The organism is Arthrobacter sp. NPDC055138, assembly GCF_053607305.1.
Window position 1 is genome coordinate 61,150 of the sequence record NZ_JBSGTH010000002.1, and the last position, 17,662, is coordinate 78,811.

Genomic DNA, 17,662 nt, shown 5'->3' on the forward strand with positions numbered 1-17,662 from the left:
CGAAAAAGCGCAGTTTGCTGCGCCGGTGGTCACGATGGCATAACTCCTTGACAGCCCCGGGATTACAGGGCCAAACGGCTGCTAGCCTGCAATGACCTCAACGGTTTCAGGCCAATATTCAGCTCAGAGTGAACACCGGATTGTTACGGTTGGGGACGAACAACCAGTAATACGAACGGCATGTGGGCGAGCTATGCAGACCCGTGGCGGAGTCCACATGTGCTGGACGTCGAACTGGCGGTTGGGGGAGCTTCCCGTCATCGCTTCGGCGAAACCGTCTTTCTGGGCGCCGTAACCACGGCAACCCGGAGCATCTGAGTTTGACGCGTGTATTTGTCCGCAAAAGACCAAGCACCAATCGTTGCAAAACTGTCCGTTCCTGGCGGGGCTGCAGCGTAGACGGGCCGTAGTGAACGAACAAATCGCACTGAGCGTACAAAATGTCTATAAGGTCTTCGGCAAGCGACCGGCCGAAGCCGTCAAGCGACTGAAGGCCGGAAAGACGCGCGAGGAGGTCTCCGCGCTGGGGACCGCCGCAGTGATCGACGCGTCGTTCGATGTCCGGGCCGGTGAAATCTTCGTGGTGATGGGGCTCTCCGGCTCCGGCAAGTCGACGTTGATCCGCACGCTCAACGGGCTGCAGCCGCAGACCGCAGGCAACGTGGTGGTCGGCGGCACGGATATTTCGACGATCTCCGACGGCGAGCTCCGGAAAGTCCGGCAGCAAAAGATCTCCATGGTCTTCCAGCACTTTGCCCTCATGCCGCACCGCACCGTGGCGGACAACGCCGCCTACGCCCTCGAGGTGCAGGGCGTGGCCAAGGCCGAACGGCTGGCCCGGGCGGAGAAAGTCCTGAAGCTGGTGGGGCTGGAAGGCTGGGGCGGCAAGTTCCCGGCGGAGCTCTCCGGCGGTATGCAGCAGCGCGTCGGCCTGGCCCGTGCGCTGTGCGCGGAGACCGACATTCTGTTGATGGACGAGGCCTTCTCCGCCCTGGACCCGCTGATCCGCCGCGAAATGCAGGAACAGTTGGTCGCGCTGCAGGCGGATCTGGGCAAGACCATTGTGTTCATCACGCACGACCTGAACGAGGCCATGTTCCTCGGCGACCGGATCGCCGTGATGCGAGACGGCCGGATTGTGCAGATCGGCACGCCCGACGACATCCTGACGCACCCCGCGAACGACTACGTGGCGCAGTTCGTCCAGGACGTGGACCGGACGCGCGTGCTGACCGCCGGATCGGTGATGGAGCCGGCCCGCGCCGTCGTCAATCTCTCGAGCGGACCGCGGAACGCGCTGCGCACCATGCGGGATCTGCAGACCTCGGCAGCCTTCGTGGTGGACCGGCGCCGGACCTTCTTCGGCACGGTACGCGACCGGGATGTGATGCATCTGGTCGAATCGCGGGCGCAGGATCTGGCCGCCGCGGTGCGCAACGGCAACGGCCCGGTGCGGGCCGAGACGCCGCTCGCGGAACTCTTTGGCCTGGCCGTGGAGAGTCCCATCCCGCTGCCCGTGGTTGATGACGAGGGCAGGCTGGTGGGCGTAATACCCCGGGTGACGCTGCTGGCCGCGCTGGGCAACGTGCCGTCCAGCACCACAGACCTACCGATCGTCGAAAGCGCTCCCGCGCCGATACCCGAACAGGAAGTCACCCGCACGCTCAACAAGACATCGATGGATGTCACGACGCCGGTTGAAGGGGGGACCCGCTAGTGGATCTCGAATTCCGCATCCCGCTGGGCGACTGGGTCGACGTCGCTCTGGACTGGCTGTTGGCGACCTTCGCCGGCCTCTTCGCCTTTATCCGCAGCGTCTTCCTGGGCGCTTACGACAGCCTGGAGTGGCTGCTTATCACGCCTCCCTCCTGGGTGATTATCATCGTGTTCGCGGCCATCGCTTACGCGGCCAAGGGCTGGAAGCTGGCGCTGGGCACCGCAGTGGGCTTCCTGCTGATCGTCGGCGTGAACCAGTGGGAACATGCCATGGAGTCGTTCGCGCTGGTCATCGTCGCCACCGTGGTGGCCATTGTCATCAGCATCCCGGCCGGCATCCTCGCCGCCAGTTCCGACACCGCCTCGGCCATCATCCGGCCGATCCTGGACTTCATGCAGACCATGCCCGCCATGGTGTACCTGATTCCTGCCCTGGTGATGTTCCGGGTCGGCGTGGTTCCCGGCATCATCGCCACCATCATCTTCTCCATGGCACCCGGCGTGCGGTTCACCGAGCTGGGCATCCGCGGGGTGGACAAGGAAGTGGTGGAGGCCGGCTACGCCTTCGGGTCCAGCCCGGGAAGCATCCTGCGCAAGATCCAACTGCCGCTGGCCATGCCCACGATCATGGCGGGCATCAACCAGGTGATCATGCTGGCGCTGTCCATGGTGGTCATTGCAGGGATGGTCGGCGCCGGCGGATTGGGCGGCGAAGTGGTCGCCAGCCTGAACCGGATCGACGCCGGCCTCGGGTTCGAAGCCGGACTGGCAGTAGTCATCCTCGCCATCTTCCTGGACCGAGTCACTGCCAGCGTGGGTAAGGCATCACAGCCAGGAGGACGCCAGCGCGTCAGCCGGACAGCGAAACGAAGTCTGCAGGACGCCTGACGCGGTTAGCTGCAAGACCAATCAACGTGCCCTCAGTGGGCATAACGAAGGGGAACAATAATGAAGCACTACAGCAAGCTGGCGGCCGTAGCCGCCGTCGCAGCCCTCGGACTGACGGCCTGTGGCAACGGTGGCAGCGAGTCCGGCGGGCAGGCAGCCAGCGGCCTGGACAACGGCGACCAGCAGGACGTCACCATCGCGGTCTTCAACGGCTGGGATGAGGGCATCGCGGCGTCGGAACTGTGGAAGGCCATCCTGGAGGATAAGGGTTACAAGGTCACGCTGGAGTACGCAGACCCGGCCCCGGTGTTCTCCGGCCTGTCCACGGGGGACTATGACCTGACCTTGGATACCTGGCTGCCGGTCACGCACGCCAGCTATTTGGAAGAGTACGGCGACAAGATCACCGAACTGGGCCAGTGGAACGACGAGGCCAAGCTGACCATCGCGGTGAACGAGGACGCCCCGGTCGACTCGCTCAAGGACCTTGCCGCCAACGCCGACAAGTTCGACAACCGCCTGGTGGGCATCGAACCCGGCGCCGGCTTGACCGAGGCCACCACCAAGAACGTTATCCCGACCTACGGCCTGGACAAGATGGAGTACCTGACCTCATCCACCCCGGCCATGCTCTCCGAGCTGAAGTCGGCCACCGCCGCCGGTGAGAACATCGCCGTGACGCTGTGGCGCCCGCACTGGGCCTACGATGCCTTCCCGCTCAAGGACCTCGAAGATCCCGAGGGAACCCTCGGCGATACCGAGGGCATCTACGCCTACTCCAGCACCAGCTTCGCGGAGGACTTCCCGACCCTGGCCGGTTGGCTGAAGGACTTCAAGATGGACTCCGAGACCCTGTACTCGCTGGAGAACGCCATGTTCAACGAGGCAGACACCGACGACTACGGCCCGGTCGTGGAAAAGTGGATCGGTGAAAACCAGGAGTACGTGGACGGCCTGACCGCCAAGTAAGGCAGCGCAGCCCCACCAGCATCAACCAGCACGGCGCCGCCGGATCCCGTTCACCGCGGGAACCGGCGGCGCCTGCCGTTGCGTCGGGCGCTGAATGACGACGGCGGTACCCCGGGGCCGTCGCCGACCTTGTGTTTGCACTGACGCGAAATTACGCTCTGCTCAGTGGGGGAGCTGCTGCCTTCAACCGGACTCGCGATGCAGGTGGGAGAACGGATGCGCCCGCGCCGCGCCGTCCTGGGCGCCAGGCTAAATCGTCTTGACCCATAGCGCTGCATGACGCCGAATCGGCCAGATAGCCCACGGAACCCGGGGATAGATGATGACCGACCACCCGACGCAGGATCGAAGCTTCACCCTTACTCGCATTGTGGCCGCACCACGGCATGCTGTGTTCACTGCCTGGACCGACCCCGAGCATCTCGCTTGGTTTTACAATCCCGACATGCCCCTGCCCACCACACCTATTGAGGTTGACCTTCGGGTTGGTGGAACGTGGAAACAGCAGATGGTCGTCAATGAAAACCTCAGCTACCCCACTGGGGGGGGGATTTGCCTGGAGATTGTTCCCGACGAGCGCCTCGTGTTCCGCTGGGGAGCAGCCGGCGGTTGGCCTGATCTGGACGACGGGAAGGAACTAGATGCGCCTGTCGTCACGGTCCAGCTCAACGACCTCGGCACGGAATCGGAGCTTGTCCTCACCGTTCAGTTCTCCGCGAGCCGCGGCATCCAAAAGGTGCAGGACCCCGTTCTCGATGGCACCCAGGAGGGCTGGGGTGCCACCATCGACCGGATAAATGACAGTACTGCCTTGACTGCCTTGTCCGGCGGTCACATGGCAGGGCCCCAGCTTTATATCTATTTCCCCGGAACGGCACGCGAAGCCTTGAACTTTTATGCGGATGTCTTCGGCGGAGAGCTTGCCTTATACACGTACGAGGACTTTGGCAGGAGGGACGGCGCACCTGATGCCATAGCTCATGGATCGCTCAACGGTGTTGTTGCCCTGGCGGGAGCGGACGCAGCCGAAGGTGAAACAACGGTCCGGTTCGAAGGAATCATGCTGTCGTTACTAGGAACCGCCGAACCGGAAGTCCTTCATGAATTCCAGAAACTTTCCGTCGGCGGCTCGGTGATCGATTCCCTCTCGCCAAAGCCATGGGGTGCCTCAGATGGCCAGGTTATCGATCGTCACGGACTACATTGGCTTGTTGGCTACGAACCTAGCGAGTGAGCGCCGTGCAATTGATCAGTCGGCAAGCGAGTGGGGATATGCACTTCGAACCGTCGGCAGGCTCAGGGACAGACCTGTCGATTCGTGATACCGACAGCTGGGTGTTTCCTTCAGGCTCGCCGGGTAGTGATGCTCATGTCGCGCAGGATCAAGGACAGCTGGTCCATGAACAGGCCCAGTTGCGCGTTCTGCCTGTCGCTGGTTAATAACGCGAAGATGTTTCGGGCCAGCCGGATTTCCGGAACGTCCAGCACCACAATCCCGCCCGGCCCGTTGTGCATGGCCAACTCCGGGACGAGCGCGGCCCCTAGGCCGGCACCGGCCATGGCCAGACTGGCATTGAAGTCGTCGCAGTACGCCACCACCCGGGGATGAAGGTTGCAGCTGGCAAAGAGCCGCTCAATCACGGTGGCGTCGGCCGTGCCCGGGTGGTGCATGATCCACGGCATCTCGGCCAGCTGCGAGGCAGTCACGGAGGCGCCGGGACGGATGCCCCACGATTCGGGCAGCACCACGCGGAAGTTGTCGTCGCCGATCCACTGTCGGCTCACGGTGTTGGGCCAGGCCAAACCGCCCTGGCCCACCTGGAAGACCATCGCGACGTCGAGTCCGCCGCCGGCCCGAAGCCCCTGGATTGTCTGTCCGGGCTCGGCGACCGAAACTTTGAGGTTGATTCCCAGACCGGGCCATTCCGGTGCCTGCAGCAGGCGGGGGAGTACATAGGTGGCCAAGCTGGGGAAGATGCCTAACCGGATCTCCTGCGTGCTGGTGTCTTGGCTGCGGGCGGTGGCCGCCAGCAGGGCATCGATGTCGGTGAGCACCTTGGCCGCGTGCCGGGACATCACCAGCGCCGTTTCGGTCGGCTGGACGCTGCGGGCCGACCGCTCGAACAGTTTGGCGCCGGTTTCGCGCTCCAGGGCGGACATCTGCTGCGAGACCGCCGAGGCCGTATAGCCCAGGTTGGCGGCCGCCGCGGCGAACGAGCCGCGCCGGGTCACCTCTAGCAACGTACGCAGGTGCACCGTGTTGACCATCAGCTCTCCTGTTGCATGTGGGTGATTGAGCCCAGCCTACCTTGGGCTATCGATAGCCCGGAGGTCCTGACGATACGTCGGACTTCCTGCCGGTGCGCCCTGCCGGTGCGCCCTGTCGGTGCGCCCTGTCGGTGCGCCTGCCGGTGCGCCCTGTCGGTGCGGACGGCGGGCTGTAGCGTCAGGGCCGCTCTCTGGGTGCCTTTACCGGCCGACCGGAGGAATGTGCCGGGGTCTTGCATTGTTCTATGAATGGGGAGCAGGAGGGTCCGCAGGAGGAGGGCCCTTTTGGCTGGAACGGCCCCGGCGCCGCCATACCAGGTGCCGGCGTGGGAAGTGTCCGAGCGGCCCGCTATTGTTCACATCACGCACCAAGCGGTGAGCGCGGACACCCTCCCAACCATGGACCACAACATCTAGTGGTGGCCGCACTACGAGCGACACGCCGACAAAGCGGCGACACGATACTTTCCCAAGCTGTGGGCAGGGAATCCACAGGCTGTGGACGGCGGAGTGAGAAGGCCGGAATATCAACTGTTTAACCACCGAAAGATATCCCCATGGGCTGTGGACGAAGCTGGGAATGGAATGACATACTTGTAATACATCATCTTGGGGTTCCGATTGGCCGAGTCCACTAGATGTAGTATTGGAGCAGTTGTTGGGCAGTGAGTCCGGGTCCTTCCACGGGAGGCCGTGCGGCCAAAAAACAGCAGAAACGTCGTACCGAAACTTAGGGGAGAAGGACCATGACTGTAACGGTTTACACCAAGCCAGCATGCGTGCAATGCAACGCCACGTACCGGGCTCTGGACAAGAAGGGCATCGCCTACCAGAGCGTTGACCTGTCCCAGGACCCTGACGCGCTGGAGCGTGTCCGTTCCCTTGGTTACATGCAGGCCCCTGTGGTTGTCACCGAGCAGGACCATTGGTCCGGTTTCCGCCCCGACAAGATCGAGGAGCTGGCCCAGGCCGCCGCTTCCGTAGCCTGACCCGCACCGAGCGAAGCCAGAACCACACGTCATGACCGAGCTGCTGATGAGTGAGGATGCCAGGACGCAGCAGGCAGGTCCGGCGGACGGCAGGACAGCCGATACGAACCTGATCTACTTCTCCTCGGCCTCCGGCTACACGGACCGCTTCATGCAGAAGCTGGGACTGCCGGCGGCACGGATCCCGCTGCGCACCCAGCAGGAGACGCTGGAAGCGCTCCGACCGTTCGTGCTGGTGCTGCCCACCTATGGCGGGGAATCCGGCAGGAACTCGATTCCGCCGCAAGTCATTAAATTCCTCAACCGCGAGGAGAACCGGCGGCTGTTGCGCGGCGTGATCGGTGCCGGCAACACGAATTTCGGCACAACCTACTGCCTGGCGGCGGAGAAAATCGCAGCAAAGTGCCAGGTGCCCCTTCTCTATCGATTCGAACTCATGGGCACGTCCGAGGACGTAGACCGGGTCAAGCAAGGATTGGAACTCTTTTGGAAACGACAGTTGCACACGCGGCCGTAGCCGACGCCAAGGCAGAGCTGCCGGCCGCCTTCAAGGGGCTGGGCTACCACGAGCTCAATGCGATGCTTAACCTCTACGGCCCGGACGGCAAGATCCAGTTCGAAGCCGACCGCGAGGCTGCACATCAGTACTTCCTGCAGCACGTTAACAACAACACGGTCTTCTTCCACGATCTGGAAGAGAAGCTCGACTACCTGATCAAGAACGAGTACTACGAGCGCGAAACGCTTGACCAGTACACGATGAACTTCATCCGCTCGCTCTACGACCGGGCCTACAAGAAGAAGTTCCGCTTCGAGACCTTCTTGGGCGCGTTCAAGTTCTACACCTCCTACACGCTGAAGACGTTTGACGGCAAGCGTTTCCTGGAGCGCTACGAAGACCGTGTCTGCATGGTGGCCCTGCATCTGGCCCGCGGCGACGAGGCCATGGCCACCCAGTTGGTGGACGAGATCATCGACGGCCGCTTCCAGCCGGCCACGCCGACCTTCCTCAACGCGGGCAAGGCCCAGCGCGGCGAGCTGGTCTCCTGCTTCCTGCTGCGCATCGAAGACAACATGGAGTCGATCGCCCGCGGCATCAACTCCGCCCTGCAGCTGTCCAAGCGAGGCGGCGGCGTGGCCCTGTCGCTGACCAACATCCGCGAGCACGGCGCACCGATCAAGCAGATCGAAAACCAGTCCTCCGGCGTCATCCCGGTCATGAAGCTGCTCGAAGACAGCTTCTCCTACGCCAACCAGCTCGGCGCCCGCCAGGGTGCCGGCGCGGTGTACCTGCATGCCCACCACCCGGACATCTACCGCTTCCTGGACACCAAGCGCGAGAACGCGGACGAGAAGATCCGCATCAAGACGCTCTCGCTCGGCGTGGTCGTCCCGGACATCACCTTCGAGCTGGCCAAGAAGAACGAGGACATGTACCTGTTCTCCCCGTACGACGTCGAGCGCGTCTACGGTGTGCCGTTCTCGGACATCTCCGTCACCGAGAAGTACTACGAGATGGTCGACGACAGCCGGATCAAGAAGACCAAGATCAGCTCCCGCGAGTTCTTCCAGACACTGGCCGAGATCCAGTTCGAGTCGGGCTACCCCTACATCATGTTCGAGGACACGGTGAACCGGGCCAACCCGATCGACGGCAAGGTCATCATGTCCAACCTGTGCTCGGAGATCCTGCAGGTTTCGTCGCCGTCGCTGTACAACGAGGACTTGACCTACTCCGAGATCGGCAAGGACATCTCCTGCAACCTCGGGTCGATGAACATCGCCAAGACCATGGACTCGCCCGACTTCGGCACCTCCATCGAGACCGCCATCCGTGCGCTGACCGCCGTGTCGGACATGTCCTACATCAACTCGGTGCCCTCGATCGCCGAAGGCAACCTGCAGTCGCACGCCATCGGCCTGGGCCAGATGAACCTGCACGGCTACCTGGCCCGCGAGCGGGTCCACTACGGCTCCGAAGAGGGGCTGGACTTCACCAACATCTACTTCTACACCGTGCTGTTCCACGCCCTGCGCGCCTCGAACAAGCTGGCGATCGAACACCGCCAGACCTTCGGCGGCTTCGAGAAGTCCAAGTACGCCTCCGGCGAGTTCTTCGACAAGTACACCGAGCAGGAGTGGCTGCCGCAGACCGAGCGGGTCAAGGAACTGTTTGCGAACGTGGAGATCCCCAGCCAGGAAGACTGGCGGGAGCTGAAGGCTTCGGTAATGGAGCACGGCATCTACAACCAGAACCTGCAGGCCGTTCCGCCGACCGGTTCGATCTCCTACATCAACAACTCCACCTCCTCGATCCACCCGGTGGCGTCCAAGATCGAGATCCGCAAGGAAGGCAAGCTGGGCCGCGTGTACTACCCGGCGCCGTACTTGACCAACGACAACCTGGAGTACTACCAGGACGCGTACGAAATCGGCTACGAGAAGATCATCGACACCTACGCCGCGGCTACCCAGCACGTGGACCAGGGCCTGTCGCTGACGCTGTTCTTCAAGGACACCGCCACCACCCGCGACATCAACAAGGCGCAGATCTACGCGTGGCGCAAGGGCATCAAGACCATCTACTACATCCGGCTCCGCCAGCTCGCGCTGGAAGGAACCGAAGTAGAGGGTTGCGTCAGCTGCATGCTGTAGCAGCCCCGGACAACTGAAAAGTACGACGGCGGGTGCCCGCCCGCCGTCGTACGTGCACCGACGGGACACCGGCAATCCGGCCCACCCGCGGGTGAGGGCCGGCCGCACCGCGGCCGGCATTCGGGCATCATGGAACAACACAGACTTTGGGAAGAAGGGGACGCGATGTCAGCCGAGAAGGTCAAGCTTCTGCACCACGTGGAAGCGATCAACTGGAACCGGATCGAGGACGAGAAGGACGTTGAGGTCTGGAACCGGCTCTGCAACAACTTCTGGCTGCCCGAGAAGGTCCCGCTGTCCAACGATGTGCAGTCGTGGAACACGCTGACCCCGGACGAGCAGACGCTGACCATGCGCGTCTTCACCGGCCTGACCCTGCTGGACACCATCCAGGGCACCGTGGGCGCGGTCAGCCTGATCCCGGATGCGCTGACCCCGCACGAGGAAGCGGTCTACACGAACATCGCGTTCATGGAGTCCGTGCACGCCAAGAGCTACTCCTCGATCTTCTCGACGTTGTGCTCCACCAAGGAGATTGACGAGGCGTTCCGCTGGTCCACCGAGAATGAGAATCTGCAGAAGAAGGCGCAGATCATCATGGACTACTACCAGGGCGACGATCCGCTCAAGCGCAAGGTCGCGTCCACGCTGCTGGAATCCTTCCTGTTCTACTCCGGCTTCTACCTGCCGATGTACTGGTCCTCCCGCGCCAAGCTGACGAACACCGCCGACCTGATCCGGCTGATCATCCGCGACGAGGCCGTGCACGGCTACTACATCGGCTACAAGTTCCAGCGCAGTCTGGAAAAGGTCAGCGAGGAGCGCCGCGCGGAGCTGAAGGACTACACCTTCGAGCTGCTCTACGAGCTCTACGAGAACGAGGTGCAGTACACCCACGACCTCTACGACTCCGTTGGCCTGGCCGAGGACGTCAAGAAGTTCTTGAACTACAACGCCAACAAGGCGCTGATGAACCTCGGCTACGAGGCCATGTTCCCGTCCACCGTCACGGACGTGAACCCGGCCATCCTGTCCGCCCTGAGCCCCAACGCCGACGAGAACCACGACTTCTTCTCCGGCTCCGGCTCCTCCTACGTGATCGGCAAGGCCGTCAACACCGAAGACGAGGACTGGGACTTCTAAGTCGTCGTCGTCGTTGCGGGGCGCTTCCGTCGCGTGAGACACGCCGACCTGTCCGAACAATAGGACCGGCCTATCTGAGCATCGCTCAGATAGGCCGGTCCTATCGGGTTACGCGTAGTCGTAGAACCCGCTCCCGGTGGCACGTCCCATTCGCCCCGCCTGTTGCCCTGCGCCAGGTCGCGTCGATGTCCGCCACGTCGGCGACGTCGCGCCCGTAGAGCTTCGCGGCCGAGGTCAAGAACGGAACCAGCAGCGAGTTCAGGATGTACCCAGGCTGCTCTTTCTTCAGCCGGATGGGGATGATGCCGATCTCCTCGGCGAAGGCGCCGACGGCGTCGATGTTCTGCGGTGCCGTGCCTGCATGCCCCATGATCTCGCCGGTGTTCATTCGCCGGACCTCGTTCGCGAAGTGAAGGGCCAGGAATTTCTCGGGACGGCCGGTGGCAACTGCAATGTTGCCGGGCGGGAGGGTCGAGGAGTTGGTCGCGAACAGAGAACAGAAATGCACCGGTCCCATCGGCAGCGCTTCGCCAACGGTGGCCTGGGCACCACGACACAGGGGCCACGAAGGTGCAGGGGGTACTCGACCGCAGTGAAACGACGCCGTGGCCTCCCTGGCCGCTGCTTCACCGCGGCTGCCGGGAAGAAGATGGACTGGACTGGGGGAGTGGCTCCCGCTTCACAGCAGTTTCACAGTAGCGCCACAGTAGGGGCTCATGGCCGGGCTCGACGGTGGGGAAATGACGAACAACCTTCATCTTGGAGCGCACCGTTCCCACCGTATTGAAGAAGTAACTCCGGGGGCCGGAGCCGCTACGGATTCAGCTGCTGGATCGGCCGTGCCTTCACATACCCAAACCTCCCACACACCCCCTACGGACGAGCTAACAGGGTCTATGATCTCCCCCTGGCATTGGCTCATGTTCGTCTTGATGTTCATCGGCCCGTTACTCGTGATCGGCATCTACGAGTTCTTCCGCTTTCAGCCGCAGATTACCCAAATCATCGAAGGTCTCGGGTTAAACGGCATGCGGCTGTTTTGACGCGCTTTAGTGCGGGGGATGGCCGATTTTTCCTCGTCCGTGGGCGGACACGGTGAGGTAGAGGTGAACGGGTCACACCTGGTCCAATGACCTTGACATCGGCTGAAGCTCCGTTTGCTAGGTCTTGGTCACGTCCGGCACTTGCTTAACTCCCATTGGCTACTCGAAGTACACTTGCCGGAAAGTTGAACACTCAGCGATTCTGGGTCCCGAATGGGTGCTGCACGTTGCTACTTCCCGCAGCTGTCGCCTCAAGGCAGGGGCCTGGCTGGGATGATCGACGCACCCGGGCTCTGCCCCTGCTAGGCCTTCAACAAAAAGGTGACTAACCATGTGGGAGCAGATCGCTGAAGGGCCCCGACCGGACGGCTGGATCGAAATCGCTGAGACAGGCTGGCACGCGATGATCTCCTGGTACGCCGGCCCGGGCAACATGCGCCGTGAGCCGATGGGCCCCCGCTCCGAAAAGGTCAAGGTCAGCTGTCAGAAGTCCGACGGCGCCGTCATTTCCTGGGAAGAGCCGATCACCGAGGATGATATCCGCGCCATTGAGGACGACGTCGACGCCTACCTGAGAGATGCGGGCTTGCCACCTAGGCCGCGGGGCTACCGCTGGTTCCTGCGCCTGCCTGATGACCTCGATATGGCGGGGGTCGACGACGCCGCTAGCCGGGCCGTGATGGCCCTGCACGGGCAATCCGGCAATCCGCGTTATCTGGCACCGGCAGTCGAGCGTGCCGTCACAGACCTCTATGTCCGGGGACAGGAGAACACGCCCCCTGCTAGGGGATAAGCACTTGGTCTTCAGCGTTGACTGCTGCCGACGTTGCGAGAGCCGGAGTGCGGCCCCTTGTCCCGTTGGCGCTCCTGGGCGGCCCCTGCCAGCTGTTTCATAACGCTTTGCACTCCCGCCGCAGGGCTGTGCCCGGCTCAGTTGCGCGTTGGAGCCGGCGAGGATCGGCGCATTGATATCACCAGGAACACCATCATTGTTAGCGTGGGCTGGCTAATCCCGGGGAGTCCCGCGGGCGCGGTGTGTCGCAGCTCGGCCGGTGGGAGCATTGAAGATGGGGGCATTTCGAATCTAGGAAAGGAATCGGAAATGGCGGGCGGATCAGGACTGATTGAGCGGTTCTACCGGGAAGTCATGGGGGGAGGAAATCTCGACCTGATCGATGAGCTGGGCAGTCCAAACTTTACCGATCATGAAGAGCCCATGCCGGGGCAGCCGGCCGGCTTGGACGGCATTAGGTTCTACGTCAACACGTTCAGGTCTGCGTTCCCGGACATCCGTGTGAAGACCATCGAGCCCACGATGGTCGACGGGGATTTCGAGGCGGCCCACGTCGTCCTCACCGGCACTCACCGGGGTGAGCTGATGGGTACTGCTCCCACCGGCAACTCAGTGGAGTTCAGCGGCATTGACATGGTTCGCATCCAGGACGGGAAGGTGGTCGAGCACTGGGGAGCGACCGACATGCTGAAGTTGCTTCAGCAGATCGGCGCCGTCCAGACCTAAATGTCCGCAACGCCCAAGAGTGGCCGGCTGGTGCGGCACTAGCTTTGTCCCTCGGCTACGGTTCCGGCAGGAATGCTCATCGCTTGGGCCGGCCGTGAAGCGAGGTGCGCCTGCAACAGATCTTGCTTTTGCCCGTTTCAGGCCGACGCTTCAAGAGCACCGTGGGCGACGCCGCTCACGGCATTCGTACCCAGGCCTGGTCACCGATCCGCGGCATCACCTTCTACCCGAATGTGGCGAAGGCTGCTTGAGCGTCATGGATTAGCCCAATGACGCGAATCGACGCTCTCGACACCGGTATCCGCAACGGCCCAGACCCGGACGAGGCACGCGAGGAAAATCTTCTCGCGAATCGTCCCCTATGCCTAAAACGAACGAAGGATCTCCGGGGACTACCGCTGCCAGCAACACCGGTGTTCCAGCGGGCCACCTGTACGGTTCAACGCTGATAATGGAGCGCGAAATCGTGCGTGAAAGGGCGGCCGCTCCGTCGCGGAAACGTGCCGAATCCGGCCCTTTGGTCCCACAGGTTCGGCATATTGCCACGCTTGGGGCGGGTGAGGAAGATGAAGGGGACAACCTGTGGCGCATCCACCGGTGTGCGGCGGAAGGGGCGCAACCCAAACGGTCCAAGGAGGACAGTCCGATGAGGAAGCTCGGGGGACAGCAGCCCACCGGTAAGTAGATCTCGGTCGACCCAGCCGGCACCTCAAGAAAGGCGTGGCACTGTGAAGAAGTGGACGGCCGGCATCATCCTAGGGTGCGCACAATTCGTCATGGTGCTGGACAGTACCGTGATGAACGTTTCAATCTCTACTGTTGTCAAGGACCTTAATACGACGGTGGCGGCGATGCAGGCCGCTATCACCTTCTACACGCTGACGATGGCCTCGCTGATGTTGTTGGGTGCCAAGCTCGGTGACGTCTGGGGGCGGCGGCCCGCGTTCGTCGCCGGCTCAATTATCTACGCAATTGGCTCACTGACCACGGCGTTGAGTCCCAACATCACTGTGCTATTCATTGGGTGGTCCGTGATCGAAGGGCTTGGGGCGGTCCTGGTGATACCCGCCATCGCAGCCCTCATCGCCAACAACTACAAGGACCGGGACCGGGTGACAGGGTTCGCGATCATCGGCGCCACATCAGGCGTCGCCGTCGCCCTCGGCCCGCTGATCGGCGGCTACGTTATGACGTATCTGAATTGGAGATACGTGTTCCTCGGCGAAGTTGTGGTCATGGCACTTGTTCTCGCCTTCGTGCGGCTTGTGCCTGACACCAGTCGTCCGGAAAGAATACGGATCGATTTCCTCAGCGGCCTGCTCTCGGCAGCGGGTCTGACGCTGATTGTGCTCGCCTTGCTCCAGAGCAAAACCTGGGGATGGATCTTGCCCAAGAGTTCTCCGGAGATCGGCGGAGTTCCGATCAATCCGCTGGGCCTGTCCCTGGTGCCGTACTTGATCCTGGCCGGCGGGTTTCTTCTGTGGCTTTTCTTCATCCGTCAGGAAGCCCTGGTCAAGCAGGGTCTGCCTCCGTTGGTCCACGTCTCGATGTTATCCATCAAGCGGCTGCGGTCCGGCTTGTCGGTCCTCGGCGCCCAGTATATGGTCACGGCCGGTTTGTTTTTCATGGTTCCGGTGTACTTGCAGATGACCTTGGGGTATAACGCCTTGGACACGGGAATCAAGATCTTTCCCCTGTCGGTTGCCTTGGTCCTGTTCTCAATCGTTGGCACCCGAATGACTGCCGTCTGGTCTCCGCGGCGTATCATCCGACTGGGGCAACTCATTCTGGTCGTGAGCAGCTTCGTCCTCCTCGGCTCGGTTTCCTTGGACCTTCGGAGCGTCGTCTTTGCTGTTGGAATGTTCTTCGCTGGCGCCGCCCTGGGCCTCTTGGCGTCCCAGATAGGCAACGTGACGATGTCCAGTGTTGGCGCGGAACAATCCAGCGAGGTCGGGGGACTGCAGGGGGTTTTCCAGAACCTCGGGTCCTCGCTTGGGACCGCCCTGATCGGATCGGTCCTGATCTCCGCCCTATCGACCTCATTTCTGGGTGCGGTGGACAGCAGCAACCTTTCGAGCATCACCAAGGAACTCGTGGCGACCAACACCCAATCGGGGGTTCAGATCGTACCCGTGTCAACCGTAAACGACATCGCCGCCCAGGCGGGACTGTCAACCAGCGACGCTGCCACACTGACCTCGTTGTACACCGACTCGCAGGTGTCCTCGCTCCGGGTCTCGTTCGTGGCACTGCTCTTTATCTCAGCCATTTCGCTGCTGTTTTCGAAGAACATTCCCACCGAACTCGTGCGCCGGAAGTCGACCGAAGGTCCCGAGGACGATCATGCGCACTCCGACACCGCGTGACAGAAACAGGCAGCCCCACATCGTCCGTCGACAGGTCCAAGGCGCGATTCAACGCCTCCATCGCAAAGTCTCCTGTCGGTCCGGGCCAGACTGAACTTCGCTCGGTCCAACGCTGGGCACCTGCGCGACGGCGACCTTCGTAGGCTGACCGCAGATTCAGCCATCTGGCGCTTCGGATCTCAGCGCCGTCTCAGCACGGGACCGACCGCGTCGAAGTATTTCATGAGCTTGCACTGCTACAGAACGGCGATTTGGGTCTACTATCTTTCCTAAATCCAGTTGCAGGCTGAAATCAGGCAGGCAGCGGTGGCCCGGCGTCAGGAGTGCGGCCATGATGGGTTTCTACGGCTGGCAGGGCATGGGCTGGATGTGGATATTCTGGATCTTGCTCATCGTTGGTTTGGTCCTGCTCATCGTCCTGCTGGTCCGGCTCATCGGGGGCGGAATGCCGGGCCGTGGCGCCGGAGGATCCCGAACTAGTGGAGACAGCCGGGCCCGGGAAATCCTGGCGGAGCGTTACGCACAAGGGGAGCTCACCGCAGAGCAGTACCGTGAGGCACTTCGGACGCTCGGTGAGACCGGGGGATGAAACCACTCAGCCGCAGACAGGCCCTGGCACTCGGCGTCGCCGGCGCCGGTGCCATCGCAATAGGCGGCGGAGGGCTGCTCTTGGCGCAAGCACCGTTCCGCCCGGAGACTGGTGGTCGCCTGAAAGAGCCGGTGGTTCTTAGTAACCGGGGAACAGTCTTGAACGTACGACTCGAGGCAGCGCCGGCCACGGTAACCGTTGCTGGCAGGCCGGCATCTGTGGCCGCCTATAATGGTTCCCTTCCCGGTCCAACGCTACGCCTGCGCCCCGGGGGCCGGCTCCACGCCACCCTAGTCAATGGCCTCGGGTCGCCCACCAACTTGCACGTGCACGGACTGCATGTTTCCCCCTCGGGTAACGGTGATAACTCCTTTGTCAGGGTGGAGCCGGGAGCATCCTTTGACTATGAGTACGTTCTTCCTGCCAACCACCCGTCGGGCACTTTCTGGTACCACCCGCATCACCACGGGAGCGTGGCGGATCAGCTTGCGGCTGGTTTGTACGGGGCGATCATCGTGGAAGACCTGGAAGAGGTTCCGGTCACCCGCGAGCGACTCCTCCTCGTCTCTGACATCAGCCTGACCGGTACCGGCAGCCTTCGGCCACCCTCTGCGGCAGAGCAGATGTCGGGCCGGGAGGGGGAGACCGTGATGGTGAACGGGCAAGTCCGGCCGGTGCTGTCGGCAACTTCCGGGGATCGGGAGCGCTGGCGGATCATCAACGCCTGTCCGGCGCGCTACCTTCGCCTTCAGACGGAGGGAAGCCAGCTTCAGGTGTTGGCCATCGATGGCCGTTCTCTTGTCACTCCTGCGCAGGTGGAGGAGTTCCTGTTGGCTCCCGGAAACCGTGCTGATCTGCTAGTGGAATTGGTCAACGGAACAACGATCCTCCGGGCTGCCCCGTTTGACCGTGGGAGCATGACCGGAATGATGGGTCGCGGCAGGGCCGCGGTCAGCCGTCCGATAGACCTGCTGACCGTGAGCACCGGCGGACCGCCGCACAGTGGCCTGCCTCCGGTCCCCGGTACCAAAGGTCTCAGGGATCTCCGCAAGGAACCGGTGGTTGCCCGCCGCCGACTCGACTTTTCCATGGGAATGGGATCTGGAATGAGCCCCAATGGCATTCAATTCACCATCAACGGCAAGGAGTTCGACGCCGGGCGCATCGACGAGATTGTCAGCGTGGGCAGCGTGGAGGAATGGACTCTAACCAACAGCAGCCCCATGGACCACCCCTTGCATCTGCACGTTTGGCCCGTCCAGATCATCGAGAAAGGACGCGCTCCTACCGGACCCACGTGGCAGGACGTAGTGAACATCCCAGCCCGGGGCGAAGTGAAAATCCTCGTGTCGTTCGATGACTTCCCTGGGCGCACGGTTTTCCATTGCCACATTCTGGACCACGAGGACATGGGCATGATGGGAGTCATTGAAGCCCGATAGTCACGCTCCAGAGCACTTACCGGTGTAGTTGCGTGCCTGTGGATACTCGGCGGCGACGTTAGCCACGTCCGCAAA

16 protein-coding genes and 2 pseudogenes are annotated in these 17,662 nt (G+C 62.4%); 16 read left to right on the plus strand and 2 right to left on the minus strand.

What is annotated here, in order from left to right:
- Positions 1-409 precede the first annotated feature (409 nt).
- The 5 genes and pseudogenes from ACWF5H_RS05480 (at position 410) to ACWF5H_RS05500 (ending at position 4,807) form a co-directional block, all read left to right on the plus strand.
- Entirely contained in the window at positions 410-1,717 is a 1,308-nt protein-coding gene (locus ACWF5H_RS05480; protein ID WP_452035435.1) for a quaternary amine ABC transporter ATP-binding protein, read from the plus strand.
- Positions 1,717-2,604: an ABC transporter permease gene (locus ACWF5H_RS05485; RefSeq protein ID WP_452035437.1), complete on the plus strand. Its 888-nt coding sequence runs from the start codon at positions 1,717-1,719 to the stop codon at positions 2,602-2,604. Before ACWF5H_RS05480 ends, ACWF5H_RS05485 begins: the two co-directional genes overlap by 1 nt.
- 60 nt (positions 2,605-2,664) lie before the next feature.
- The gene (locus ACWF5H_RS05490) at positions 2,665-3,573 is read left to right on the plus strand and encodes a glycine betaine ABC transporter substrate-binding protein (RefSeq protein WP_452035439.1); all 909 of its coding nucleotides are present in this window, start codon (positions 2,665-2,667) and stop codon (positions 3,571-3,573) included.
- A gap of 322 nt (positions 3,574-3,895) precedes the next feature.
- A pseudogene (locus ACWF5H_RS05495) lies at positions 3,896-4,360 on the plus strand (SRPBCC family protein); the annotation flags it as partial.
- A 48-nt stretch (positions 4,361-4,408) separates the two neighbouring features.
- On the plus strand, positions 4,409-4,807 hold the full coding sequence (locus ACWF5H_RS05500; RefSeq protein ID WP_452036038.1) for a VOC family protein: 399 nt from the start codon (positions 4,409-4,411) through the stop codon (positions 4,805-4,807).
- Between the two features lie 110 nt (positions 4,808-4,917).
- On the opposite strand, the gene ACWF5H_RS05505 is transcribed toward ACWF5H_RS05500, so the two are convergent.
- On the minus strand, positions 4,918-5,841 hold the full coding sequence (locus ACWF5H_RS05505; RefSeq protein ID WP_452035441.1) for a LysR family transcriptional regulator: 924 nt from the start codon (positions 5,839-5,841) through the stop codon (positions 4,918-4,920).
- 746 nt (positions 5,842-6,587) lie between these two features.
- On the opposite strand from ACWF5H_RS05505, the gene nrdH reads away from it, so the two are divergent.
- The 4 genes from nrdH (at position 6,588) to nrdF (ending at position 10,628) form a co-directional block, all read left to right on the plus strand.
- Positions 6,588-6,830, plus strand: coding sequence for a glutaredoxin-like protein NrdH (gene nrdH, locus ACWF5H_RS05510; protein ID WP_452035443.1), 243 nt, complete (start codon positions 6,588-6,590; stop codon positions 6,828-6,830).
- Positions 6,831-6,876: 46 nt separating this feature from the next.
- Positions 6,877-7,347: a class Ib ribonucleoside-diphosphate reductase assembly flavoprotein NrdI gene (gene nrdI, locus ACWF5H_RS05515; RefSeq protein ID WP_452036040.1), complete on the plus strand. Its 471-nt coding sequence runs from the start codon at positions 6,877-6,879 to the stop codon at positions 7,345-7,347.
- Positions 7,348-7,364: 17 nt separating this feature from the next.
- Positions 7,365-9,485, plus strand: coding sequence for a class 1b ribonucleoside-diphosphate reductase subunit alpha (nrdE, locus tag ACWF5H_RS05520; RefSeq protein WP_452036041.1), 2,121 nt, complete (start codon positions 7,365-7,367; stop codon positions 9,483-9,485).
- A gap of 165 nt (positions 9,486-9,650) precedes the next feature.
- Positions 9,651-10,628, plus strand: coding sequence for a class 1b ribonucleoside-diphosphate reductase subunit beta (gene nrdF, locus ACWF5H_RS05525; RefSeq protein ID WP_127513744.1), 978 nt, complete (start codon positions 9,651-9,653; stop codon positions 10,626-10,628).
- Between the two features lie 100 nt (positions 10,629-10,728).
- Here nrdF and ACWF5H_RS05530 read toward each other — a convergent pair whose 3' ends face one another.
- Positions 10,729-11,145, minus strand: coding sequence for a 3-hydroxyacyl-CoA dehydrogenase NAD-binding domain-containing protein (locus ACWF5H_RS05530; RefSeq protein WP_452035445.1), 417 nt, complete (start codon positions 11,143-11,145; stop codon positions 10,729-10,731).
- A 199-nt stretch (positions 11,146-11,344) separates the two neighbouring features.
- Between ACWF5H_RS05530 and ACWF5H_RS05535 the strand changes: the two genes are divergently transcribed.
- The 7 genes and pseudogenes from ACWF5H_RS05535 (at position 11,345) to ACWF5H_RS05565 (ending at position 17,587) form a co-directional block, all read left to right on the plus strand.
- Positions 11,345-11,671, plus strand: a complete 327-nt coding sequence (locus tag ACWF5H_RS05535) for a hypothetical protein (protein WP_452035446.1) — start codon at positions 11,345-11,347, stop codon at positions 11,669-11,671.
- A 331-nt stretch (positions 11,672-12,002) separates the two neighbouring features.
- On the plus strand, positions 12,003-12,464 hold the full coding sequence (locus ACWF5H_RS05540; protein ID WP_452035448.1) for a DUF5956 family protein: 462 nt from the start codon (positions 12,003-12,005) through the stop codon (positions 12,462-12,464).
- A 309-nt stretch (positions 12,465-12,773) separates the two neighbouring features.
- A complete protein-coding gene (locus ACWF5H_RS05545; RefSeq protein ID WP_452035449.1) occupies positions 12,774-13,190 on the plus strand; it encodes an ester cyclase in 417 nt (138 codons plus the stop codon).
- A gap of 728 nt (positions 13,191-13,918) precedes the next feature.
- Positions 13,919-15,556, plus strand: a complete 1,638-nt coding sequence (locus ACWF5H_RS05550; RefSeq protein WP_452035450.1) for an MFS transporter — start codon at positions 13,919-13,921, stop codon at positions 15,554-15,556.
- A gap of 331 nt (positions 15,557-15,887) precedes the next feature.
- Positions 15,888-16,145, plus strand: a complete 258-nt coding sequence (locus ACWF5H_RS05555; RefSeq protein WP_452035451.1) for an SHOCT domain-containing protein — start codon at positions 15,888-15,890, stop codon at positions 16,143-16,145.
- A pseudogene (locus ACWF5H_RS05560) lies at positions 16,142-16,660 on the plus strand (multicopper oxidase domain-containing protein); the annotation flags it as partial. The gene ACWF5H_RS05555 and the pseudogene ACWF5H_RS05560, both read left to right, overlap by 4 nt.
- On the plus strand, positions 16,661-17,587 hold the full coding sequence (locus ACWF5H_RS05565; protein ID WP_452036042.1) for a multicopper oxidase family protein: 927 nt from the start codon (positions 16,661-16,663) through the stop codon (positions 17,585-17,587). It abuts the pseudogene before it with no gap.
- The last annotated feature ends 75 nt before the right edge of the window (positions 17,588-17,662 follow it).